Origin of the sequence: Marinobacter sp. UBA2688, from assembly GCF_002352785.1 — a bacterium.
Lineage (GTDB): Bacteria > Pseudomonadota > Gammaproteobacteria > Pseudomonadales > Oleiphilaceae > Marinobacter > Marinobacter salarius.
This window is the reverse complement of record NZ_DELU01000022.1, coordinates 73,973-98,585: the sequence shown is the minus strand read 5'-3', so window position 1 is coordinate 98,585 and position 24,613 is coordinate 73,973. Positions and strand designations below refer to the sequence as shown.

Here is a 24,613-nt window from a genome sequence, read left to right as displayed (position 1 = left end):
GGATCCTTGTTGGAGGCATTCTATGGCGCGAACGCCATTATTTTTGTTGTTGTATTAACATAACGGGCCAAACTGACTTCGCGCAAAAAAATGGCCCGAATGTGTAACAGAATGTGTCCAGGGTGTGATGTTGTTCACACTACCTCATAACCAGCCGGACTCTTTCACAGCTTCGAGGCCGAACCTGAGGCGAACGTCATCACCCACCAGATCCTGATCAATGCCGTAGGTCATGCCCCAATTGCTGCGCTTAATGGTGGCCTCGGCGGTGATGCCGAGGGTGTAGTCCTCGTGCCCGATGGGGTAGTCGGCAGATTTGTTAAGGGTTACATCAACATCCACCGGGCGGGTTTTGCCCAGAAGGGTCAGGTCACCGGTCACAATGCCGGTGTTTTCGCCGGTGGTTTCGAAATTGGTGATCTCAAAGGTGATGTCCGGGAACTTTCCACTGTTGAGAAAATCCTCGTTGCGCAGGTGGCCATCCCGTTTATCGTGATTGGTGAAGACGCTTTTGCTTTTGAACGTCAGTGTGCCGGAGGTGAGCTGTTGAGTCTCCTCGTCGTAGCCGAACTTTCCTTCCACATCCCGGAACATGCCCATTACCGGGGCATAGCCGATGTGGTTCACCTCAAACGACATCGAGAAATGCTCATCGTCGATAACGTAGGTTTCCGGCTCGGCCATGGCAACGGGGGCGGACAATGCCAGTGAGGCGGTCAGTGCAGCAGTGGATAGGAACGCTTTCATGTCTTTCTCCCTGTTTGGTAAAGCCAGCGCAGGTCTGTAAAAAACGAATAACAGAGCAGTAACAGCGCGATAGCGAGTGTGGCAGTCGCGAAGCCGGTCGGCGTAATCGGTAATATGGCAACCATCAGGGTGACTATTTGCCATACGCAGACAGTTTTGCGTCGAAAGCTGTCGGGTAGTGGTCTGTCCATGAAGCGAAACCAGTGGCCAGCGATCACAAAGGCGTAACGCATCAGCCCCAACGCGAGAACCCATGGGCCGGCTTTGCCCTGGGCCAGGACCGCAACACACAGCCCGAGGATGAACAGCGCATCCAGTTCCATGTCGAATCGGGCACCGAACGCCGTTGTTGAACGGGTGGCCCTTGCGACTGCGCCATCCACGCCGTCAAGAATCAACGCCAGTAAACACAATGACCCGTACAACCACAGCCAGTTCCCTAACCCGGAAGTGAACGGCGCCAGGCTGATGAGGAGTATGACGAGGGAGGCGCGTACCAGGGTTGCCCGATTGGCCCAACCGAAGTCCTGTTCCGCAGGCCAGAAGCGAATAACAGGCACCGCAATTGCCAAGCAGAGCAACACGGCGAGCGCGTAAAAGCTGGCAGGGGGGTGGAATCCGATGCCAGCGGCGGTCACCATGAGCGCCGTCAGTCCGCCGGACCAGGCAAGATCGGCAGCCAGGGGCAGGCGGAACGTGTGAGTGTGGGAATCCATCATCAAACCCCAGCGTATGATTGAGCGTGCATCCGGTCGTAACAGGGCCTTACTGAAAATATGGATGCGCCTGTATGCACTATAGCTGGCAAGGCCGCGTGTACTATAGCCTGCGTATACTATAGTGAGTTACGTGCGCTGTAAGGAAACAGACGATATGACAAACGCATTTTGGGTGACCGGGCCCGGGGAAGGGGCCATTCTCCCAGCAACCTACGATCATTGTTCGGCGACCGACGCTGACAGTCCAGCGGTGTCTGTGCGAGCGCTATACTCGGGCGTCAGTCGTGGAACCGAGTCATTGGTTTTCAACAACCGTGTGCCACCGTCGGAATACGATTCGATGCGTGCCCCGTTCCAGGAAGGCGATTTTCCCTTCCCGGTCAAATATGGTTATGCCAGCGTAGGTCGTGTTGTTTCGGGCCCCGAGGCCCTGACTGGCCAGTCGGTTTTCTGCCTGTTTCCTCATCAGGAGCACTACCAGGTTCCTGCATCCGCCGTGGTACCTCTTCCATCCGGTCTTCCGGAATCCAGGGCAGTGCTGGCCGCCAACATGGAAACCGCGGTGAACGGCCTGTGGGATGCTTCACCACGAGTGGGCGAGCGGGTCGCAGTGGTTGGCCTCGGCGTCGTTGGTCTGCTGGTTGCCTGGCTTGCCAGCCGAATACCGGGTACCCGGGTTACCGCCGTGGACACCAATCCACAGCGTAAAGCGGTTGCGCACACGCTGGGGCTGGATTTCCAGACCCGGTGCCGGCAGGACGATCATGACTTGGTCATCCACGCCAGCGGCCACCCAACGGGTCTTGAAACCGCTCTTGCGCTGGCGGGACAGGAAGCGCGAATTATTGAGATGAGCTGGTACGGCGAGCAGCCAGTGCCGGTATCCCTGGGCCGGGCATTCCATTCCCGTCGGCTGACGATACGGTCTAGCCAGGTTGGTAACCTGCATCCTGAGCAGCGGCCACGCTGGCGCCATCGGGATCGAATGGTGCTGGCCCTGGAGCTGCTGCGGGATGATGTCCTGGACTGCCTGATCAGCGGCGAAACCACCTTCGAATCGCTGCCGGAGGTTATGCCGGCACTTGCTGGAAACAGAGCTGGCGGAACGGCCTCCGACACTCTCTGCCACCGTATCGTATACCCCGACAATTGACTCCCATCATCCGTATCGAGGACCCAAAACCCATGTTCAGCCTTACCGTCAGAGACCACATGATGATCGCCCACAGCTTTAAGGGTGACATTTTCGGCCCCGCCCAGGGCCTGCATGGCGCCACCTACGTAGTTGATGTCTCCTTCGAGCGGGAAGCCCTCGACAACGACGATCTGATCGTCGATATCGGGCTGGCGTCCGAGGTGTTGTCGTCGGTGATTGCCGAGTTCAACATGAAGAACCTGGACGATATCGAGGAATTTGCCAATCGCAATACCACCACCGAATTCATGGCGATGACGGTGTTCGACCGACTGGCCGCGGCGATCCGCCAGGGCCGGCTGGGTGAAACTGGCAAAGGCCTGTGTTCGATGAAGGTCACCCTTGGCGAATCCCATATTGCCTGGGCCAGCTACCATGGCGAACTCTGAGCCATTAACGTCGGTGTTGTTCGTTGTCCCGGGGGATCCTGAACAGAAAACCGGAGGCTACCGGTACGTTCAGCGTGTTGTCGCAGGGCTCAGGGATAACGGCGTGGATGCCTTTGTTTCCGGGCTCTGTGGCAGCTTCCCGGTGCCAGACCGGATGGCGGAAGCATCCATGAACAGGTTGCTTGCCGCCCTTGCGGATGATTCGGTGGTGGTACTTGATGGCCTGGCCATGGGCGGGCTTCCGGACGTGATCGCCAACCATGCATCCCGTTTGCGGGTTGTGTCGCTGGTCCACCACGCCCTGGCGGATGAAACGGGGCTGACGCAAGAGTTGCAGGATTGGCTTTTCCAGGTAGAGCGTCGGGCGCTGTCAAAGGTGGCCGGGGTAATCACGACCAGTGCCCACACCGCGCACCGACTGAAAGACTACAGCGTACCGGCCACGGCCATCCGCGTGGTTGAGCCGGGCGCCGACACCATTGCCGGTATTGGCGCTGAAACCCAGCCATCAAGAGCCCAGGGCAGCACGATTCATCTGCTCTGTGTGGCCCACCTGTCGCCGCGCAAGGCGCAGCATCACCTGGTTGAAGCGTTAAGCGATCTCCGGGACTGTTCATGGCACTGCACCCTGGCAGGTTCGTTGGATCGCGACGAGCGCTATGCCCATGAGCTTCGCGGCATCATTGCGAACCTGGGGCTTGAACATCGGATCAGTCTTTTGGGGGAGCTGGACGACGTTGAGCTTGCCGGCGCCTATCGTAACGCGGATGTTTTTGTGCTGCCGTCCGTTTACGAAGGGTATGGAATGGTGATTGATGAGGCGATTGCCGCGGGGTTGCCGGTGATCACCACGGATGGGGGTGCCCTTTCCACCACAGGCCTGCGGCCTGGCGTCCGGCAGTATCAAGCCGGCGATGTCGCAGGGTTGCGGGCGTGCCTGGAAGCTTGGCTGACAAACCCCGGCGCGCTTGGCGAGGCGGCTACCCAGGCACAGCAGGCGGCGCGCTCCCTGAGAAGCTGGCAGAGTACCGCCATTGACTTCCAGCGGGCACTGGAAGACCTGCTGCCGCCACCGGACCCTACCACCTTCGACAGCGACTGGCTGGCACTGCGTGAGCCGGCAGACCACCTTGCTCGTAACAAGAGGCTGCTCTCGGAGGTGCTGGTTTGGGCGGAACAGGACTATTGTCACCCGGGCGTTCTGAGCGGTCATCACGCACCACCACTGCTGGTGGTGGATCTGGGTACCGGCACTGGCTCCAACGCCCGTTACCTTGTGCCGGCCATGACGGTACCCCAGCGCTGGGTGCTACTGGACCAGGACGAACACCTGCTTGCCCTTGCCGGAGAGAGACTGCAACACCTTGATGTCCCGCTGGAAACCCATGCCTGTCACTTGAACGCCAAGCGGCTTGCCGGGCAGATTCCGGATGGCACCCGGTTGATCACAGCTTCGGCCCTGATAGACCTGATGTCGGAAGACTGGCTAGAGGCATTGGCGGTAGCCGCCACCAGACACAATGCCGGCGTGTTTATCGTTCTGAGTTACGCGGGGAATGTCGAGCTGTCGCCGGCAGACCAGGACGACGACTGGATACGCGAGACCGTCAACGAGCACCAGCACAACGATAAGGGGACTGGTGCCGCGCTGGGGCCATCGGCGACGAATTACCTCAAGCAACAGCTCGAATTGCGGGACTATCAGGTGTCTGTTGCTCCAAGCCCGTGGCGCCTGACGCCTGCTCAAAGTGCACTTCAGCGCGCCTTGCTTGAGGGCTGGCGTGACGCGGTGATGCAACAGTCGCCGAGCGAACGTCAGCGGGCCGAGCGCTGGTTTGGCCTGCGTCTGAAGCAGGCTGATGAGCAGAGCCTGTCAATCCGCGTGGAACATGAAGACTTGTTTGCCCGGCCAGCCAGAGACGGCGTTGCCTGACGTGCGACGCCTGCTCCGAACCCGTTACCTGCGCTGGGGTTTCACCCTGCTGTTGCTATTGGCGACTGGCTACTTCCTGGATCTGGGCGTGCTCTGGCGGGAACTGGCGCAGTTCTCATTACTGTCGTTATTGGCAGCCATGGTGGTGTCCGTTGCGCAGGTGGTGCTTTCAGCCTGGCGCTGGCGTTACACCGCCCGGCGACTTGGGTTGGTCTTGCCCATGGCTGTTGCGGTGCGGGAGTACTACCTTGCCACTTTTCTCAATCAGGTGCTTCCTGGCGGGGTGATGGGCGATGTTAATCGGGCCTGGCGTCACAGTCTCGACTCCGGTGAGCGCCTTGCGTCCGCTCATGCCGTCATGATTGAGAGAATGTCCGGGCAACTGGTGATGATGGCTGTGGCGCTGAGCCTGGGTGTTTGGCTTGTCTGGTACCGATACGGAATGCTTGAAGCCTTCTCGGAATATGGCGAACGGGCGCTGCTATTGCTGGCAGGCCTGACAGCCACAGTGGTATTGGTTACAAGTATTTGGCAGCGCGCGAAAGACTATGTCCATGCGCTGCGGCGGGACTTGCGCAAAGCCTTGTTGGAGTGGCCGGCCGTGGGTGTCCAGTTGGTGTCTTCCGCCGGTGTGGTGGCCAGTTACCTGGCCGTGTTCTCATTGCTGGCTCTGGGCGCGGGTTATCGGAGTGACCCGCACATGGCTTTGGTGCTGATTTCTCTTTGCAGCCTTCTGCTGCTGGTCATGGCCATTCCGGTCACTGTCGCAGGCTGGGGAGTGCGCGAGGGTGCTGCGGCATTGCTCTGGCCCATGGCTGGGATGCCGGCAGAGCAGGGCGTTGCACTCAGTGTCGGCTATGGGTTGGCGGTTCTGTTGTCCAGCCTTCCGGGCGTGCTGTTCGTGTTCACTCGTCGACAGTCGAACGAGTGAAATCCAGGTCAAACAGCATGTCACTGCCCAGGTCCACCATCTGGGCCTTCGGGCGCAGGGCGCTGTCGAGTTTCTTGATCTCCGGCAGTGAAAATGCCGGGCGCCCACTGCCGATGATCATGGGGGCGACCATGACATGCAGTCGGTCGAGCAAGTCCGCATTCAGGAATTCAGACACGGTAAGCCCACCGCCCTCCACAAAAATCTTGCGAAGGCCAAAGTCCGCGAGAACCGCGAGTATATGGGCAGGGTCCGTGGTGTCATCCTGCCCGAGGCAGGGCACATCTGTTACGCCGTGGCGGGGTGTCAGCTTGTCGCCGGCGTGGTAGTCCCCTGCGACGAGGCGGAGCGTAGGGGATGCTTCGTCGCTGAACAGGTGATGGCTGTCCGGAACCCGATGGTTGCGATCAATCACCACCCGGACCGGATTAATGCCGGACGTCTTGCGGACTGTCAGCCTGGGATTGTCGGTGGATGCGGTTCCGGCGCCGACAATGACCGCTTCCGACACAGCCCGCAAGCGGTGCAGGTGGGTAATGCCATCCTCGCCATTGATGAACTTGGAAGCGCCGGTCACCGTGGCGATACGTCCGTCCAGGCTCTGCCCCATCTGGCCGACAACCCGCGAGCGCGAGCCTTGAGCAACCGGGCAGCACAGAGGCAGGAAAATCGACAGCAGGTTGCGTGCGTCGAGCTCTGCTGGCAGTCGAAGTTCCCATTCGCCGTTCTGGCCTATATCCAGTGCTGGCTTGTCACTGCCCGGCAATGAGAGTGTCACATTGCTGCGGTTCACTGCGTCCAGTACCAGCTCCCATGCGGTGTTCTTATCCAGTGCTTTTGCCGCCATACCAAGTTATTTCCGTTGCTTATGGATTCATTATAGGTAGATTGTGTGTAAAGCTATATGTACGTTACATTTCCGGTTTGATTCACCGAAAGTGCCATCAGGCCACAAGACTAACCACGGCAGAGAACACTCCTATGCGGTACCTGCAAACCTTTAACCGCCGCCTGCGGCAGATTCGGGAAGCCGGGCAGTTGTCGTGCGGGGACGTGGCAGAAATGTGCGGAGTGGACGAGGCGCGGGTGGTGAGTTGGGAATCGACTGATGCGAGGCAGCGGGCATGGCCGGGTGTCACCGAGTTACTGGATTTTTGCCTGAAGACGGAAACCCCACTGGAAGACCTGCTGGATCTGGACGACGCCGGGGACACCGGCCAGTTGGAGTTGCCAGGCCTGGCGTTCAGCCAGGGCGATGACCTGTCAACGGCCCTGAAAGAACTGGAGCGTGAAATCAGCCGGATTCAACTTTCAGAGGAGGAAATGGAACTGCTGCGCCGGTTCCGGAAAACCTCCGGCGAAAACCGGCGCATGATCCTGCAAATCCTCGGCAAATAGGCGCCTATTTACCTTTCTTGTAGATGTTTTCGTAAACGTAGTTGGTCGCTTCCACAAACCCGTCAATACTGCCGCAATCAAACCGGCGGCCCTTGAATTTATACGCCAGCACACAGCCGTTCTTCGCCTGTTCCAGCAGCGCATCCGTTATCTGAACTTCACCGTTCTTGCCGGGCGCCGTGCGCTCGATGATGTCAAAAATATCGGGCGTGAGGATATAGCGACCGATAATCGCAAGGTTGCTGGGGGCGTTCTCCGGCGATGGTTTTTCAACCATGTCGGTGATGCGATAGAGGCCGTCTTTCATCGACTCGCCCGCTATGACGCCATATTTGTGGGTCTCGTCTTCCGGTACTTCCTCAATGGCAACGATGGAGCAGCGGAACTGGTTGTAAAGTTTAACCATCTGGGCGAGTACGCCTTCTTCGGCGCCGTCAGCCACGCAGAAGTCGTCCGCCAGTACAACCGCGAATGGGTTGTCGCCAACAAGGTTGCGACCGGTGAGAATGGCGTGACCGAGACCTTTCATTTCGTTCTGGCGGGTAAAGGCGAACGAGTTATTGTCGATCAGCTCCCGGATGGAGGTAAGCAGGTCTTCCTTGCCCGAGCCGGCAATCTGGTGCTCAAGCTCATAGCTGATGTCGAAGTGATCCTCGATGGCCCTTTTGCCACGACCGGTAACGAAACCGAACTCGTGAACCCCCGCTTCTGCAGCTTCCTCTACACCGTATTGAACAAGGGGCTTGTTCACAATGGGCAGGATTTCCTTGGGCATGGCTTTGGTGGCTGGCAGGAAGCGGGTGCCGTAGCCGGCAACAGGGAAGAGACACTTCTTGATCATAACGTTCGTCCTTATTTCGTTTCGGTCACGGCCTGTTTGAAGTCAGTCGTCCGTGTAGGCTGACTCACGAATTGTGCCAAGTGTAACCAAGTTAGTGACCCAAATGGAGGCCTCGGTAGCGAAATGTAGAATTTGGTAATAAGTGGCACCAGTTCTCAATATCTCCGGCCTATTGAAATCTATAGAAAAAACTTTCAGAGGTCTTTGTAATCATATGTTTTCTATGAAGATTAACTTTGTAAATTTTGGCAACCAGTGATGGATTTAAGGGCGTTAATGCAATACATTCCGCAGTGACGATTTTTTAAGAATAACCGGTATTCGCAGCGACAGGCGGCCGGCACTCACTGGCAGGATCAGAAACATTGAGACATTCCCTGTTGTTCGCACTGATTTGGTGCGTTCTCAGCCAACCTTTGTACGCGGAATCATCGGGTTCCTGGTTGCGGAATGGCTGGAAACCCTACGCCGATAATTTTGAGGGCACCGTGAATGCGTTCCGCGATGAGCGTGAACACTGGCTAAGATCCCGATTGAAGTTTTCCGGCAAAACCTCCCTGAACAGCGACGGAATGGACGGAGACATCGGTGTGTCTGCTGACAGCCTGGTCGGTAGCAGCGATGCAATCGGGTTTCATTATCGCGATGCCCGGTCCCACAAGAACCGCTCGGACGTCAACGCCACCTCGTTTCGCTACCGCTTTCCGGCCGGCGCCAACCAAGTAACCGTGGAAACCGGAAGTTCTTACTACAGCCACGCCGTTACCAGTGGTGACAGGCGCTACAATGCCAGTGGCGAATCCAGTGTTGTGGGTGTCGGGGCCAGTCGGCCGCTGTTTTCACGGTTTGGTCTGGCGTTTGATGGTGTTGCCCACCATACCGGTCGAGACAGTCGCGCTATGGAGAAGGGGAGCCTGGTATCGGAGAGCCGCTACGAGTTGTCCTCAGTCGGTCTCAAGGCGCAGGGCGGTCATGAGCTTTGGGATGGTTTGCAGGCCAGCACCGGTCTTCTGGCGGTGAGCGGTCGCGAGTACAGTTCGACCGATTATCGGTTGCAGGACGATGTTGGTCGCGAAGACGCCTTCTATAAAGTGGCGATGTCCGCTTCGCTGGAACAGGAGCTCTATCGGTGGCGCTGGCGGATTCACGGACGCTACCAGTTCGCTGATGAAGATCTTCCGGTGTCGGAGTATCTGACCGTCGCAGGCCCCTCCATGATCGCCGGTTTTAACGGGCAATCCGTATCGGTTGTTCGGGGTGGCTGGTTGCGCCTGGATACCGCCAGCCCCTCCTGGCAGATGCCGTTTATGGACGGTGTGCTTTCCAGCGTGAATTTTGCGGTGTTGCACGGCTGGGTTCCATACTCTGAAACCCAGTCCGACCGCCACGGCCGGGCCTCTGCTGGCCAGGTGTCGTTGAAGTTCGAGGGCCGGGCTTTCACAGCGAATGTCAGCGTCGGCCGTATGATTCGTGCTTCCACGATGGCCATGACGATGCCCGAACGCCCGGACGTTCGGTTTTCCCTCACCATGGGTATCTGATTGCTTGCTAACGACGTTCTAGCTCCCTCCTGAAGCCTCTCGGGCCCCCTGCGGCCAACCTGCCTTACGAAGATGTCACTTGAGACGGCGCCGGTCGCAAGTGCTACATTAAAAAGTCGATGGACATTTTTGAGGTAGGAGCTACATGCATTCAGGGAAACGATGGCTGATCGGCCTGATATTGCCGGGGCTGCTCTACGCCCATTCGGCGGGGGCGCTTGAGTTCAGGGAAATAGTGGACAAGGCCAAAGCAAGGGCTGAAGGTGAGTATCAGCCACCACCTTCGGTGCCCGGCTTTCTCAGGAACCTGAGCTACCGAGCCTACCAATCCATCCGTTTCAATCCGCAAGCCAGCCTTTGGCGGGAAGGGCGCTCCCGTTTCCAGGTGATGATGGTGCCACCGGGGAGCTATTACACCCATACCGTCAAGTTGAATGAAGTGGATGCCGACGGTGTAAAACCCATCCCGTTTGATAAATCCGGGTTCAGCTTCCCGGACCCGGAACTCGCCAAAAGGGTTCCCGCGGACCTGGGCTATGCGGGCTTCAAACTCACGTACCCGATGGGCCGTGGCGACGAACAGAATCAGTTTCTGGTCTTCGCCGGCGCAAGCTACTTCCGGGGCGTGGGTGCCGACAATCACTTTGGTCTGTCGGCGCGGGGTATAGCGATAGACACCGGACTGCCCTCCGGAGAGGAGGTGCCATCGTTTGTTGAATTCTGGCTTGAGCGGCCGGGAGGTGGCAGTGAACGTATGCGGGTTTACGGCCTGTTGGACGGCCCTAGCGTCGCCGGCGCCTACCGTTTCGATATCCAGCCTGGCAAAACCACACGTATCGATGTCACTGCTGAGTTGTTCTACCGCAACCCGGTGGATCAACCGGGCCTGGCGCCACTGACGTCGATGTTCTACTACGGCGAAAATACTGCCAGGCCCCGGGGTGAATGGCGGCCCCAGGTGCACGACTCAAGCGGACTGCTGATTCATGACCAGGGCGCGGGCGAATGGTTGTGGCGCCCTCTGACGAACCCATCGCGCCTCCGGCTCAGCTACCTTCAGGTTGATCGCCTGGCTGGCTTCGGTTTGATGCAGCGGGATACCCAGTTTGACCAGTTTGAGGACGCCGAGGCTCGATATGACAAACGGCCCAGTGCGTGGGTTGCGCCAAGGCAGGGATGGTCGAACGGCGAGGTCGTGCTGGTTGAAATCCCCACCAACGCGGAAACCAACGACAACATTGTTGCCTTCTGGAAACCGAAGGAGCCAGTAAAGCAGGGTGACCATCGGGCGTTTGCCTACAGCCTTCGTTTTGGCGACAAGGACGTATCCGGGCAGGACACCGGGCGTGCACTGCAAACGTTTGTTGGAGATGGCAATCGTCCCGGAGGCGGCACGGAAGAGGGGGCCTACCGAATCATTGTTGATTTTGCAGGAGGGCCACTGGACGATCTCAAGCCTAATGCAGCCATCGTCAGTAAGGTCAGTGAGGGCAGCGGAAACAGCGATGCCGTTGAGATCATAGAGCATTTCGTTGAGTACGTTGAGGCTGATGGCACCTGGCGACTGTCGATGCTGGTTCGCCCCGTCGGTGACAAGGCCCCGGTCCTCCGCGGGCAACTCCTGCTTGATAATGAGCCACTGACCGAGACCTGGACCTATTCTATAAACCCGGATTCCGGGCTTGCACAGAAGCAATAGAGCGGAGATTTGTTCATGCCGGAAACCTTATGCCAGCAGGCGATCGAGAGGGTCATGACCTATCTGCGCGACGATGGCGTGGAGTTGGACGCGGAAACCTGTCGACAGGTGCTGCGTTTGGTCGATAACGCCATGAAGGACGGTGGTGGGCTGGATTTGCCCGCTCGGTGTATTGAGCTCGTGCCGGACTACTTCAACCGGCCGGGAATGGAGATCCCGGCGCCCATTCCACCCCTTATGCGCGGCCACCTGGGGTACTACCCCCATGACTGAGGTTGTTAATGCCGCTCCCGGCGAACGTTCAGGGACCTGGCGCCGCACCGCCACTGTCCGTCGCTTTTTCCTCACACTGTTTGTGGTTGGGCAAACCGTTGTTGCCAGTTACTTCCTGCTCTGGATTCTGCCGTATCACGGCGGAACATTGGTAGAACTCGGCCTGCTTGCGCTTTTTATGCTTCTTTATATGTGGATTGCAGTGGGATTCTGGACGGCAGTGTTTGGTTTCGTGCTCAGGCTGATAGGTGGCGATCGTCACAGCCTTCTCAAGCGCCATCCGGAGTCGGAACTGGAAAACACGGCGTTGGCCAAAACCGCCATCGTTATGCCGATCTACCACGAGCCCGTGAAATGGACGCTCAGCGGGTTGAAGGCGGTCTATCAGGACATTGAACGGACCGGGCAGCTGGACCGCTTTGAATTTCATATTATCTCCGACAGCAGGGACCCGAACGTCTGGCTCCAGGAACAGACCGAGTGGCACCGGCTGTGTGAAGAGCTCGGGGCTGAAGGGCGGCTGTTCTATCGTCGTCGGCGCGTCAATCTTAATTTCAAAAGCGGCAACGTTGCGGACTTTCTGCGGCGTTGGGGCCGCCGTTACCGTTATATGGTTGTGCTGGATGCCGACAGCCTGCTAAGCGCGGGAACCATCGTGAAAATGGTGCAACTGATGGAGCGGGAACCCAACGTGGGTATCCTGCAGACCGCACCCACCATCATCAACGGTGAGTCTCTCTTTGCCAGAGTGCAGCAATTCGCGAACCGCCTTTACTCGTCGTTATTCGCTACTGGCCTGGCAGCCATACAGATGGGAGACGCTGCCTTCTGGGGCCACAACGCCATTCTGCGCGTTGAGCCCTTTATGACGCACTGCGGTCTTCGCAAGCTGCGGGGCTTCGGGCTTTTTCGCGGGCCCATCATGAGTCACGATTTCGTCGAAGCGGCCTACATGGGGCGCGCGGGTTATGAGGTGTGGCTTGAGCCTGAGCTTGGCAACAGCTTTGAAGAATCACCGCCCACCATTTCGGATGAACTCTCGCGGGACAATCGTTGGTCCAGGGGCAACCTCCAGCACCTCTGGATTCTTCTGTTCGGGCGGAAGTTGCGCCTGGCCCACCGGATGGCACTGCTGAACGGCATCATGGCGTACCTTGCGTCGCCACTGTGGTTGGCATTCCTGATTCTAACGACCGTTGAAGCCGTGCAAATGACGGTCGCCAGCATCAATTATTTTCCGGAAGGGCATCAGGGGCTATTCCCCCTATGGCCGGAATGGCGGCCGGAATGGGCTATCGGGCTTGCGTTGAGCACTCTATCGCTGCTGTTCCTGCCAAAGTTTCTGGCCATCTTTGATGCTGTAATCCACGGCCTTGTGCGGGGCTTCGGAGGTGTCTGGCGGCTATTTCTGAGTGTGATGCTGGAAATCGTTGTGTCCGTGCTGCTGGCTCCGGTCAGGATGATGGCCCACAGCCGATATGTTCTTGGCGCTCTTCTCAACGTCTCTTTGTCCTGGGCAGGGCAGAACCGTACCGAAGAAACGACATGGCGGGACGCTTTTCTGACCCAGTTTCCCGGCATGCTCGTGGGCGCTGGCTGGTCCGCCTTCGCCTGGAGCCTGGACCCCATGTTTTTCCTCTGGTCCCTGCCCGTAGCGGTGCCGCTCGTGTTGGCGGCCCCGACATCGGTGGTGCTCAGCCGTGTAGGGCTGGGGCGGGCCTTTCGGAAAAAAGGATTACTGGTGATACCGGAAGAGCTTACACCAGTCGCGGTATTGAACGACGCCAGACGCGCAAGGGCCGAGAGTGATGAGGTTCCGGTGATTACCGCTGTGGAGGCCGCCGTGATACGGCCGCGACTGAACCAGCTTCATCTCACTTTGGCGCGCGCCGATCGCCAACCCAGAAGGGCGGAGTTGCTGGCGCCATTGGTACGACGACTCGCCGACAAAGGGCCGGAGTCATTGTCCCGGAACGAACTCAGCCAAGTGTTCCGTGACCGCACGGCACTGGCGGAACTGCACCAGCTTGCCTGGCGTTCATCGCCGGACAGTTTCTGGGGACGGCGAATATCCAGTCTGGGCAAGACAAAACCTGAAGAGTAAAGGCTTCAATATTAGACGGGAGCATGACATGGACAGACGCACACTGATCAAAACCTTCGTCAGTCTGGCGGGAGCCCAGGCACTGCCCCTCTCGGCATTGATGTACAGTGGTTCCAGCGTGGCGGGCGAGGTTGGTGAGCCCAAGCCATTCAGTTACGCGTGGCTGAAAGGCCATGCGCGGGCCTTGGCCGGTGAACCCTGGGTGTCACATGAAGGGGAGTTGCCCGGCTCGTTGAAGAATCTGTCCTGGGACGATTACCAGGCGATCGGCTTTCGCCCCGAAGAAGCGCTTTGGCGTAACGACGACAATGCGTTCCAGGTGCAGCTTTTCCATCTTGGCCTCTACTTCAAAACCCCGGTGCGCATCCACGAAGTGGAAGATGGCGAGGCCCGGGAGCTTGCGTACAAGCCGGAATACTTCCGATATGAGGGTGAACAACCCCTGGGAACCCTGCCGGAGGATCTTGGCTATGCCGGGTTCCGTGTTCACTTCCACACGGACTACGAGCGCGACCTGGCCGCTTTCCTCGGCGCCAGCTACTTCCGGGCGGTTGGGTCAGAGATGCAATACGGGCTCTCCGCCAGGGGCCTGGCGATCGACACCGCACTGGAAAGCGGGGAAGAGTTCCCGCAGTTTTCGGCCTTCTGGCTGGAGAAACCGAAACCGGGCAGCCAGAACATGGTGGTCTATGCACTTCTGGATTCACCCAGCACGACCGGTGCCTATGCCTTTACGTTGACCCCGGGACGGAACATGGTGATGAGCGTGGATGCGGCGATATACCCGAGAAAACCCATTCAGCGGGTGGGGGTCGCGCCACTGACCAGTATGTACCAGACCGGTGAGAATGATCGCCGTATGGCCTATGACTGGCGCCCGGAAATTCACGATTCGGACGGGCTGTCGATCCTGAACGGGCAGGGCGAATGGCTGTGGCGGCCACTGGTCAATCCTCGCTCCCTGCGGGTAAATACGTTTGTTGACAATAATCCTCGTGGCTTTGGCCTGCTGCAGCGCGACCGCCGGTTTGCCAACTACCAGGACGACGGCGTGTTCTACGAGAAACGTCCGAGCACCTGGGTCACGCCTCACGATGACTGGGGCAAAGGCAGCGTGATGCTGGTGGAGATTCCCACCAAGGACGAGACGTTCGACAATATCGTCGCCTTCTGGCACCCCGAGAAGCCCATGGAGCCGGGGCAGGAGTATCTTTATTCCTACACGTTGTCATGGGGGGCCGAGCCGCCGATGGAGCCAGAGGAGTTGGCCACGGTCCAGGCAACACGTACGGGATTGGGGGGCGTTGTCGGGCAGGAGCGAAAATATTTCTCCTGGCGGTTTGCCGTGGACTTTGCCGGCGGCACGCTGCCGCTGGTGGGGGACGATGCAGAGGTAGAGCCGGTGATAACGGCCAGCCGTGGGGAGGTGGAAATCACCTCTGCGCGGCCATTGGACTCCATTGGTGGTTATCGGGCGATGTTTGACCTTGTGCCCGACGACTCCCTGGAACCGATTGACCTGCGTCTTCAGCTCAAACTCGGTAACCAGGTGCTTACCGAAACCTGGTTGTACCAGTACACGCCGCCTCCGAAGGACGAGCGCACGCTCTATTAGCCTTGCTTCTGGGCGGTGAAGGCTGCCGCTCTGTCAACAATTACGCTGCCAGGTAATCCTGGATTGTTGACAATAATCGAGTTAGGGCGTAGATTTCCGGTAATTCTAGTCACTATTGTTGACAAAATATGCCGGAAGCTATCGCCCAAACCTATACCCGTGCCGATGAAGCCTTCGATTGTCTGCAAACGGCCATCGTTAAGGGCGACCTTGCCCCTGGCGAAAAGATCGGCGAAGTCGAACTTTGCTCCCGTTTCAATCTTACCCGTGGCCCGCTTCGCGAGGCGCTTGGCCGCCTTGAATCCCGAGGGTTGCTGGTGCGCCGGCCCCACGCCGGGGTAAAGGTGGTCTCAGTCAGCGCTGATGAACTCATGGAGCTCTACCGCATTCGCGAAACCATGGAGGGGCTCGCCGCCCGTCAGGCCGCCGAGCGGATGACCGATCAGGAAATCGCTGACCTGTCCGCCACCCTCGATAGCCATGAGCGAATGATCGAACAGGCCCAGGGCCAGGCCTACTATCAGGCGGAAGGCGACTACGACTTCCATCACCGAATTGCCACAGGCAGTCGCAACACCAAACTCGCGCAAATGCTGCTGGGTGATCTTTACTATATGGTCCGGATGTATCGTTACCGTTTGAGCACCTCATCCGGGCGCCCTCACATGGCGCTGGGGGAGCATCGCAGGATTGTTGAAGCCATCGCCCAGCGTGACGGCGAGCTGGCGGAATTCCTGATGAAACGACACATCCATGCGGCCCGCAAAAACATCGAGAAAAAGATTCAGCAAGGCGATTTAACGATCTAGAACCGTCACCCCAAATAACGAGGTTACTCATGTCCAAAACACTATCCCCAGGCGCACGCTTCCGCAAAGCCCTGAAAGAAAACCACCCCCTACAGATCGTCGGCACCATCAACGCCTATACTGCCATGATGGCGGAAAAGGTCGGTCATCAGGCCATCTACCTGTCCGGCGGCGGTGTTGCTAATGCGTCCTATGGTTTGCCAGATCTGGGCATGACCACGCTGAACGATGTGGTCGAGGATGTCCGCCGTATCACTGCGGCCACCGACGTCCCGCTGCTGGTAGACATCGATACCGGGTGGGGCGGCGCCTTCAACATTGCTCGCACAATTCGCGAAATGGAACGCGCTGGCGCAGCGGCAGTCCATATCGAAGATCAGGTGGCCCAGAAACGCTGTGGTCACCGACCGAACAAGGAAATCGTCTCCCAGGAAGAAATGGTGGATCGCATCACGGCCGCCGTGGATGCCCGTCAGGACGATGACTTCTTCATCATGGCTCGTACCGACGCGTTCCAGAAGGAAGGCCTGGACGCCGCGATTGAGCGTGCGAAGGCCTGCATAGAGGCGGGCGCCGACGGCATTTTCGCCGAAGCGGTGACCGAGTTGGAGCACTACAAGGCCTTCTCTGAAGCCCTGGACGTGCCGGTGCTGGCCAATATTACCGAGTTCGGTGCCACGCCGTTGTACAATCGCAAGGAGCTTGCAGAAGCCGGCGCCGGTATGGTGCTGTATCCATTGAGTGCCTTTCGCGCCATGAACAAGGCTGCACTGACGGTTTACGAAAACATCCTCGAGAAAGGTGACCAGAAAGACGTGGTTGATCTTATGCAAACGCGGATGGAGTTGTACGATTTCCTGAACTACCACGATTTCGAACAGAAGCTGGACGAGCTGTTCCAGCAGAAAAAGGGTTAATCAAAATCCAAACATTGATGAGAGGGAAAACCATGGCTGAAGCAAAAAAACTCGGAGGCGCAGGTCTTCGCGGCCAGGTGGCTGGCGTAACGTCGCTGTGTACTGTTGGCCAGTCCGGTGCCGGCCTGACCTATCGTGGCTATGACATCAGCGATCTGGCGGACCACGCCCAGTTTGAAGAAGTGGCTTACCTGTTGTTGCGCGGCAAGCTGCCTAACCGGCAGGAGCTTGAGGACTACAAGAAAAAGCTTGTGAGTATGCGTGAACTGCCATACGCCGTGAAATCCGTACTGGAGCATATTCCCAAAGACGCCCACCCCATGGACGTCATGCGCACCGGCTGCTCCATGCTGGGTAACCTGGAAACGGAGACCGACTTCAGCCAGCAGGACGACAAAATCGATCGCATGCTGGCACTGTTCCCGGCCATCATCACCTACTGGTACCGCTTCGCCCATGAAGGCGTGCGCATCGATACCGCCAGCGACGTGGATTCCATTGGCGGCCATTTCCTGGAACTGCTCCACGGCAAGAAACCCAGCGAACTGCATGAGCGCGTTATGAACGTGTCGCTGATTCTTTATGCAGAGCATGAGTTCAACGCCTCTACCTTCACGGCTCGAGTGTGCGCTTCCACCCTGTCGGATATCCACAGCTGCGTGACCGGTGCGATTGGTACGCTGCGCGGCCCGCTTCACGGTGGCGCCAATGAGGCGGCCATGGCGCTGATCCAGAAATTCCAGACCCCGGACGAAGCCGAGAAAGGCCTGCTGGGCATGCTGGAGCGCAAAGAGAAGATTATGGGCTTCGGCCATGCGATCTATCGGGAGTCTGATCCCCGCAACGCCATCATCAAGAAATGGTCCGAGGAGCTCGCCAAGGAAGTGGGTGATACCGTTCTGTACCCGGTATCGGTTCGTTGTGAGGAAGTTATGTGGCGCGAGAAGAAGCTGTTCTGCAACGCCGACTTCTTCCATGCCTCCGCCTATCACTTCATGGGTATCCCGACCGAATTGTTTACCCCCATCTTCGTGATGTCACGGGTGTCTGGTTGGACCGCCCACGTGAAAGAGCAGCGTGAGAACAACCGCATCATCCGCCCAAGTGCCGATTACGATGGCCCGGCGGATTCGAAGTGGGTGCCGATCGACGAGCGGCCGTAATCCGATAAACCAGAATTTGAGTACCGCCCATGAACATTGATTACCGCAAACCTCTCCCGGGCACCGACCTGGAGTATTTTGACACCCGTCAGGCTGTGGAAGACATCCAGCCTGGCGCCTACGACAAACTGCCGTACACCTCCAAGATTCTGGCGGAGCAGTTAGTTCGTCGTTGTGATCCATCGGCACTGACGGATTCCCTCAAGCAGCTGATCGAACGCAAACGGGACCTGGATTTTCCCTGGTACCCGGCCCGCGTGGTCTGCCATGACATCCTTGGCCAGACGGCCCTGGTAGATCTGGCTGGCCTGCGCGATGCCATCAAGGAAAAGGGTGGTGATCCGGCGAAAGTCAATCCGGTGGTGCCCACCCAGTTGATCGTGGATCACTCGCTGGCCGTTGAGCACGCTGGTTTCGAGAAAGACGCGTTCGAGAAAAACCGTGCCGTGGAAGACCGCCGCAACGACGACCGTTTCCACTTCATCAACTGGACCAAGACGGCGTTCAAGAACGTGGATGTGATTCCTCCGGGCAACGGCATCATGCACCAGATCAACCTGGAGAAGATGTCGCCGGTGGTTCAGAACCGCGACGGTATTGCGTATCCGGACACCTGCGTTGGAACCGACAGCCACACCCCCATGGTAGACGCCCTTGGGGTTATCTCCGTGGGTGTGGGCGGCCTTGAAGCCGAAAGTGTGATGCTGGGCCGCGCCTCCATGATGCGCCTGCCAGACATCGTGGGTGTGGAGCTCAAGGGCAAGCTGCAACCAGGAATCACCGGTACCGACATGGTGCTGGCTATCACTGAATTCCTGCGTAAGGAAAGGGTGGTAGGTGCCTACCTGGAATTCTACGGCGAAGGCGCCGACAGCCTGACCGTAGGTGACCGGGCCACCATCTCCAACATGACTCCGGAATACGGTGCCACGGCGGCGATGTTCTATATCGACGGCCAGACCATCGATTACCTCAAGCTGACCGGTCGTGAAGACGAACAGGTCGCCCTGGTTGAGAGATACGCCAAAGAGACAGGCCTGTGGGCCGACAGCATGAAAAACGCCGAATACGAGCGAGTGCTGACATTTGACCTGTCCAAGGTACATCGTACGCTGGCGGGCCCGTCTAACCCCCACGCGCATCTTCCCACCTCCGAACTGGCCGAGCGCGGTGTTGCCGGCAAATGGGAAAAAGAAGAGGGCAAGATGCCGGACGGCGCGTGCATCATCGCCGCGATTACCAGTTGCACGAATACCAGTAACCCCCGCAATATGGTGGCCGCAGGCCTGATCGCCCGTAATGCCAACAAGCTGGGCCTGACTCGCAAGCCTTGGGTAAAGACTTCCCTGGCGCCGGGCTCAAAGACGGTAAAAATGTATCTGGAAGAAGCCAGCCTGATGTCCGAGCTGGAAGAACTCGGCTTCGGCGTAGTGGCTTTCGCCTGCACCACCTGTAATGGCATGAGTGGCGCACTGGACCCGAAGATCCAAAAGGAAATTGTTGATCGGGACCTGTATTCCACCGCCGTGCTTTCGGGCAACCGGAACTTTGACGGCCGCATTCACCCCTACGCCAAGCAGGCGTTCCTGGCATCGCCGCCGCTTGTGGTGGCCTATGCGATTGCGGGCACCATCCGCTTCGACATCGAAAAAGACGCCCTGGGGCACGACAAGGATGGCAACCCCATTACCTTGAAGGACATCTGGCCGGATGATGCGGAAATTGACGCCATCGTGAAGTCCAGTGTGAAGCCGGAGCAGTTCCGCAGCACTTATATTCCGATGTTCGACATCACCCGGGATGCGCACGCCAACACCAACCCGAACTACGACTGGCGCCCCCAGAGCACCTACATTCGTCGCCCGCCGTACTGGGAAGGTGGCATGGTAGGCGAGAAAACCCTCAAGGGTATGCGCCCGCTGGCAGTGTTGCCGGACAACATCACCACCGACCACCTGTCGCCGTCCAATGCCATCCTGATGGACAGCGCAGCCGGCGAATACCTGCATAAAATGGGCGTGCCTGAGGAAGACTTCAACTCCTACGCCACCCATCGGGGCGATCACCTGACGGCTCAGCGCGCCACCTTTGCCAACCCGAAACTGTTCAATGAAATGGTCCGGGACGAGAATGGCAAGGTGAAGCAGGGCTCCCTGGCGAGGGTTGAGCCGGAAGGTAAGGTCACCCGCATGTGGGAAGCCATCGAAACCTACATGGAGCGGAAGCAGCCACTGATCATCATCGCTGGCGCCGACTATGGTCAGGGTTCCTCCCGTGACTGGGCGGCCAAGGGCGTGGCCCTGGCGGGTGTGGAAGCCATCGTGGCTGAAGGCTTTGAACGTATTCACCGTACCAATCTCGTCGGCATGGGCGTTATGCCCCTGCAGTTCGAGGAAGGCACCACGCGGCAAACCCTGGGTATTGATGGTACTGAAACCTATGACGTAGAGGGCACAGCTGCACCGCGTGCGCAACTCACTCTGGTTATCCATCGCAACAATGGCAGCACCGAGCGTGTGCCCGTGATCTGTCGTCTGGATACAGCGGAAGAGGTGTCTATTTATAGTGCCGGTGGTGTGCTTCAGCGCTTTGCCGAGGACTTCCTGCAATCGGAGGGCGCCGCATGACCCACGCGCCCCAGATCAAAGTCCCCGCCACCTACATGCGTGGCGGCACCAGCAAGGGCGTGTTTTTTCGGTTGAAGGATCTGCCGGAAGCGGCACAAGTCCCGGGCAAAGCCCGGGATAACCTCCTGCTGCGTGTGATCGGCAGCCCGGACCCTTACCAGAAACAGATCGACGGCATGGGCGGTGCTACCTCCAGCACCAGCAAGACCGTGATCCTGGCCGAGCCGACACAACCGGACCACGACGTGGACTACCTCTTCGGTCAGGTGTCCATCGACAAGCCGTTCGTCGACTGGAGCGGGAACTGCGGCAACCTGACCGCCGCCGTTGGCGCATTTGCCATCAATGGTGGTTTCGTCGCTCAAGAGCGCATTCCGGAAAACGGTATTGCCACGGTTCGCATCTGGCAGGCCAACATCCAGAAAACCATCGTTGCCCGCATTCCCATCACCAATGGTGAAGTGCAGGAAACCGGTGATTTCGAACTGGACGGCGTGACCTTCCCGGCTGCCGAAGTCCAGGTGGAATTCATGGACCCCGCCGATGGCGAAGGCGCCATGTTCCCCACCGGCAACCTGGTGGACGACCTGGACGTACCCGGTGTTGGCACCCTCAAGGCCACCATGATCAATGCCGGCATTCCCACCATCTTCCTGAATGCAGAAGACATTGGCTACAAGGGCACGGAACTGCAGGACGATATCAACAGCAATCCCGAGGCCCTGGCGATGTTTGAAACCATCCGCGCCCACGGTGCTGTCAAAATGGGACTGATTCAGTCCGTAGAAGAGGCCGCCAGCCGCCAGCACACGCCCAAGGTGGCGTTTGTGGCAAAGCCTTCTGACTATGTGTCTTCCAGTGGCAAAGCCATTGGGGCAGGGGATGTGGATGTGCTGGTGCGGGCCCTTTCCATGGGTAAGCTCCACCACGCGATGATGGGAACAGCCGCCGTTGCTATTGCTACCGCAGCTGCCGTACCGGGAACTCTGGTTAACCTGGCCGCTGGCGGCGGTGACAGAACCTCCGTGACCTTCGGCCACCCATCAGGCACCTTGCAGGTTGGTGCGGAAGCCAGCCTGGTCAACGGCCAGTGGACAGCCACCAAAGCCATCATGAGCCGCAGCGCGCGAGTGCTTATGGAAGGTTGGGTGAGGGTGCCCTTGATCTAATTGTGACGCTGGTTGCGACAGGTTTCACGATTCCAGAATTCAGCGCTTGTAAGCTCTTTGAATAAAAGAGATAAACGCTGAAATTTCAACGGAATGTGAAAAATGTCGCAACCATTCGGTCCGTCTGGCCTTCCTCTTATTGTTTGTTCAATCGCCTTGGCATTGGTTGGATGTGGTGACGGTGGATCCTCCTCATCATCGAATTCTTCGCAAGCTGGGCAAGACAACGCTGGTCCCGGAGTGACGGCGAAATCCCTGCCTGAACTGGATGGCTATATTGAGCACGACTATTCCTTACGAGGCACGAACGAGAACCCACGGGTTTATCGTCGTAATCTTGAATCTCACTCGCTGGCTTATGTGCAGGCAGGAGATAAGGTGGGTGGGCAGGTATTTGCCGGGGGTGTCTTTACCGACAATCTGTTCGCTCCAGCCGCCGTAACCGCAAGCTCAACCAGCGTGTCGATTCACAGCCGCGTTGATGGAACAAGTGTCAAACTGTCGAATATTGGTGGCGGGCAGGAACCTTGTTCCGTTAAGGGTTTCGTGAACAGCGACCTGTCGACAGGACTTGTCAATCTGGCGATGTCCGGCGGTAATCTGACATGCGATCTCTCGGTTGATTCCGACGACACGCATTACTGGTGGACATTGGGAGCCAATACGCTCGAGGTCTGGGAAGCGGATGGGGTGTCATCCTACACGGATGTATTCTTCAACGGCGACGGCGATATCGATTTTGTGGTCGCCAATAACTATGCCGAAAGGACGATCATCCTGTATGGAGAGTCAGGCGCTGAGCTGAAGCGGGTGGCGGGAAGCACCTGGGTGCCGAGAGTCTACCCCATGGCAGAACCCGGCCCCACACGGGATGAGACGTTTGTGGGTGTGCTCAGTGACGGCGAGTTTTTGATGACCTCAGTTGCGATGCTGTTGGACTCCGGTCTTGCAGGCGCACAACCTGTGCTGTCGGGACTTTCTGAGTCTGCCAGGTTGGCGTCACTCTCTTTGATCGAGGACGACAAATACACAATCATCGCGGACCGTGGCGTGTTGCACAAGGTCGATGAAATCAATCGATCTGCCTCTTTGTTTGCTGATTTCTCAGATAAGTTTGCGGATGGTTGGGCGCTCGACGATGTTGTCGTTATGGGCGACAAAGCCATCGCTTTATGGACGACTTTTCAGGGTGCTGATCGCTCAGACCCTCTCGGTGAAGTCTATACCGTCGATCTGAGTTCGGGTGAGGTCGATTTGCTTCTGGCGGTGGAATCTACGTTTGTTGCTTCTCGAACGGAATCACTGCTTTTCGTCAATTTCCTGGATTTCTCAGGTCGTAACAGAACCCTGATTGTAGGCCGGCCCGGTGGCCCGGTTGTGCCTAACGCGGAAACCTACTATGCAACGTCGATGAACCTGACTCGTGGCGGAGACCGAGCAAAAGTGCTGGCGATGAGCTCTTCCATCGAGAGGGATGTGCTCAGCCCCGCGGGATTGCTCAACCCCGACATATGGGCCGTCAATGAAACCACCGGGAACATAACAAGCAAGGTAATGACGCTGCCTTACAATTGTTACTCTCTGGACTCTCTTTATGCGATTAACAGTCACCTCAGCGTCGTGTCTTTCTGTGAGGATGGTTTCGCGATAGAAGAGCTGGAGCTAGAGAGAGGGACATTGAGTTTCGTCACCTCGGATCTGCGGGCAATAAACTGAAGGGTAATGGTTGGAAAGCTGAAAGCCTCACCAGCACGAGCCTGGAGGCCCACGTTCCGGCTCCGCAAAACACCTGTCGAGCTTGCGGAGCCGAAGCGCTCTACTTACGCCTTGCGACTACGGCGACGCAGTCCAAAGCCCAGGGCGCCAAGCCCCAGCAGGGCCAGGGTGCTGGGCTCCGGAACCGGGTTGGTCGGAGTAATCGGGCTACCGGCGTCGAAATCGTTGTTGTCAGTATCGCTCAGGAAGCTGAACATGCCTGAGAACAGGCTGCCATCGAAATCGATAGCCATGGTTGTAAACAGGTCGTCGTAAAATACACCATCGAGGGAAAGCTTGTCGGAGTATTCAACGTTCACGGTTGTGCTATCCGTCAGATCGCCGGAATTGGACAGTCGAAAAGGCTTGCCTAGGGCTGAATCTGGTGAGCGGGAGTCGCTACCAACAATGTCAAAGATCGTGTTTCCCGGACGCCCGTTCAATACGATGCTGGTGACGTCTTGAACGGAATTGAAGGTAAACGGGGAGCTGTAGGTGTCTCCATTGATAGACAAGCTCCAGCCACTACCGATGGCTTCGCCGTAGGAAGAGCTGCCGACCGTACCGTCAAATGCCACGGTTTCACAGGCCGCGCTGGCAAAGCAAGTAGTGACTTCCATGCCGTCCATCAGCGAGCCGTCGGTTGAATACCCGGTCAGCATTTCGGTGTTGTAGAGGTCGCCGTCAGAGTTGACGACGTTTACGATGGGGGCTGCGTAAGCGTTCCCAGCCATTGCAGCGGCCAATCCCAGGCCAATCACTATTTTGTGGTCAAATCCTTTCATACT

21 protein-coding genes are annotated in these 24,613 nt (G+C 58.0%); 16 read left to right on the top strand and 5 right to left on the bottom strand.

Annotation, left to right across the window (positions count from 1 at the left end):
• Positions 1-144: 144 nt before the first annotated feature.
• A complete protein-coding gene (locus tag B3M52_RS10575) occupies positions 145-747 on the bottom strand; it encodes a YceI family protein (RefSeq protein ID WP_075196134.1) in 603 nt (200 codons plus the stop codon).
• Positions 744-1,463: a CDP-alcohol phosphatidyltransferase family protein gene (locus tag B3M52_RS10570; protein ID WP_227517908.1), complete on the bottom strand. Its 720-nt coding sequence runs from the start codon at positions 1,461-1,463 to the stop codon at positions 744-746. Before B3M52_RS10570 ends, B3M52_RS10575 begins: the two co-directional genes overlap by 4 nt.
• Positions 1,464-1,620: 157 nt before the next feature.
• Between B3M52_RS10570 and B3M52_RS10565 the strand changes: the two genes are divergently transcribed.
• Genes B3M52_RS10565 through B3M52_RS10550 form a run of 4 tightly spaced genes read left to right on the top strand, consistent with a single transcriptional unit; the run spans position 1,621 to position 5,914 of the window.
• A complete protein-coding gene (locus B3M52_RS10565; RefSeq protein WP_075196132.1) occupies positions 1,621-2,619 on the top strand; it encodes a zinc-dependent alcohol dehydrogenase in 999 nt (332 codons plus the stop codon).
• 32 nt (positions 2,620-2,651) lie between these two features.
• Positions 2,652-3,050, top strand: coding sequence for a 6-pyruvoyl trahydropterin synthase family protein (locus B3M52_RS10560; RefSeq protein ID WP_036205386.1), 399 nt, complete (start codon positions 2,652-2,654; stop codon positions 3,048-3,050).
• Positions 3,037-4,983 (top strand): glycosyltransferase, encoded by a 1,947-nt coding sequence (locus B3M52_RS10555; protein WP_075196131.1) that lies wholly within the window; start codon positions 3,037-3,039, stop codon positions 4,981-4,983. Before B3M52_RS10560 ends, B3M52_RS10555 begins: the two co-directional genes overlap by 14 nt.
• A 1-nt stretch (position 4,984) precedes the next feature.
• Positions 4,985-5,914 carry a lysylphosphatidylglycerol synthase transmembrane domain-containing protein gene (locus B3M52_RS10550; protein ID WP_256713628.1) on the top strand — a complete coding sequence of 310 codons (930 nt, stop codon included), beginning with the start codon at positions 4,985-4,987 and terminating at the stop codon, positions 5,912-5,914.
• On the opposite strand, the gene B3M52_RS10545 is transcribed toward B3M52_RS10550, so the two are convergent.
• Positions 5,889-6,761, bottom strand: a complete 873-nt coding sequence (locus B3M52_RS10545) for a RibD family protein (RefSeq protein WP_075196130.1) — start codon at positions 6,759-6,761, stop codon at positions 5,889-5,891. The two genes, B3M52_RS10550 and B3M52_RS10545, sit on opposite strands and share 26 nt — an antisense overlap.
• Before the next feature lie 134 nt (positions 6,762-6,895).
• Between B3M52_RS10545 and B3M52_RS10540 the strand changes: the two genes are divergently transcribed.
• Complete coding sequence (locus B3M52_RS10540) at positions 6,896-7,312, top strand: helix-turn-helix domain-containing protein (protein WP_036205391.1); 417 nt, start codon at positions 6,896-6,898, stop codon at positions 7,310-7,312.
• Positions 7,313-7,316: 4 nt separating this feature from the next.
• Here the strand turns inward: B3M52_RS10540 and galU are convergent, their stop codons facing one another.
• Positions 7,317-8,153, bottom strand: coding sequence for a UTP--glucose-1-phosphate uridylyltransferase GalU (gene galU / locus B3M52_RS10535; protein WP_036205392.1), 837 nt, complete (start codon positions 8,151-8,153; stop codon positions 7,317-7,319).
• Between the two features lie 365 nt (positions 8,154-8,518).
• Between galU and B3M52_RS10530 the strand changes: the two genes are divergently transcribed.
• From B3M52_RS10530 to B3M52_RS10480, 11 genes are all read left to right on the top strand, one after another.
• Positions 8,519-9,694, top strand: a complete 1,176-nt coding sequence (locus B3M52_RS10530; RefSeq protein WP_036205393.1) for a ShlB/FhaC/HecB family hemolysin secretion/activation protein — start codon at positions 8,519-8,521, stop codon at positions 9,692-9,694.
• Between the two features lie 145 nt (positions 9,695-9,839).
• Positions 9,840-11,393: a glucan biosynthesis protein G gene (locus B3M52_RS10525; protein WP_075196129.1), complete on the top strand. Its 1,554-nt coding sequence runs from the start codon at positions 9,840-9,842 to the stop codon at positions 11,391-11,393.
• A gap of 15 nt (positions 11,394-11,408) precedes the next feature.
• The gene (locus tag B3M52_RS10520) at positions 11,409-11,666 is read left to right on the top strand and encodes a hypothetical protein (protein WP_075196128.1); all 258 of its coding nucleotides are present in this window, start codon (positions 11,409-11,411) and stop codon (positions 11,664-11,666) included.
• Complete coding sequence (gene mdoH, locus B3M52_RS10515) at positions 11,659-13,770, top strand: glucans biosynthesis glucosyltransferase MdoH (protein WP_075196127.1); 2,112 nt, start codon at positions 11,659-11,661, stop codon at positions 13,768-13,770. The genes B3M52_RS10520 and mdoH overlap by 8 nt, the downstream gene beginning before the upstream one ends.
• 28 nt (positions 13,771-13,798) lie before the next feature.
• Positions 13,799-15,385 (top strand): glucan biosynthesis protein, encoded by a 1,587-nt coding sequence (locus B3M52_RS10510; RefSeq protein WP_143743862.1) that lies wholly within the window; start codon positions 13,799-13,801, stop codon positions 15,383-15,385.
• A 128-nt stretch (positions 15,386-15,513) separates the two neighbouring features.
• Positions 15,514-16,194, top strand: coding sequence for a GntR family transcriptional regulator (locus B3M52_RS10505; RefSeq protein ID WP_036205397.1), 681 nt, complete (start codon positions 15,514-15,516; stop codon positions 16,192-16,194).
• Between the two features lie 29 nt (positions 16,195-16,223).
• On the top strand, positions 16,224-17,111 hold the full coding sequence (gene prpB, locus B3M52_RS10500; protein WP_036205398.1) for a methylisocitrate lyase: 888 nt from the start codon (positions 16,224-16,226) through the stop codon (positions 17,109-17,111).
• A gap of 32 nt (positions 17,112-17,143) precedes the next feature.
• Entirely contained in the window at positions 17,144-18,274 is a 1,131-nt protein-coding gene (prpC, locus tag B3M52_RS10495) for a bifunctional 2-methylcitrate synthase/citrate synthase (protein ID WP_036205399.1), read from the top strand.
• A 29-nt stretch (positions 18,275-18,303) separates the two neighbouring features.
• A complete protein-coding gene (gene acnD, locus B3M52_RS10490) occupies positions 18,304-20,901 on the top strand; it encodes a Fe/S-dependent 2-methylisocitrate dehydratase AcnD (RefSeq protein ID WP_075196126.1) in 2,598 nt (865 codons plus the stop codon).
• A complete protein-coding gene (gene prpF / locus B3M52_RS10485) occupies positions 20,898-22,070 on the top strand; it encodes a 2-methylaconitate cis-trans isomerase PrpF (RefSeq protein WP_075196125.1) in 1,173 nt (390 codons plus the stop codon). Before acnD ends, prpF begins: the two co-directional genes overlap by 4 nt.
• Positions 22,071-22,172: 102 nt before the next feature.
• Positions 22,173-23,786, top strand: a complete 1,614-nt coding sequence (locus B3M52_RS10480; protein WP_143743860.1) for a hypothetical protein — start codon at positions 22,173-22,175, stop codon at positions 23,784-23,786.
• A gap of 104 nt (positions 23,787-23,890) precedes the next feature.
• Here B3M52_RS10480 and B3M52_RS10475 read toward each other — a convergent pair whose 3' ends face one another.
• Positions 23,891-24,610, bottom strand: a complete 720-nt coding sequence (locus B3M52_RS10475) for a PEP-CTERM sorting domain-containing protein (RefSeq protein WP_036205406.1) — start codon at positions 24,608-24,610, stop codon at positions 23,891-23,893.
• Positions 24,611-24,613 lie beyond the last annotated feature (3 nt).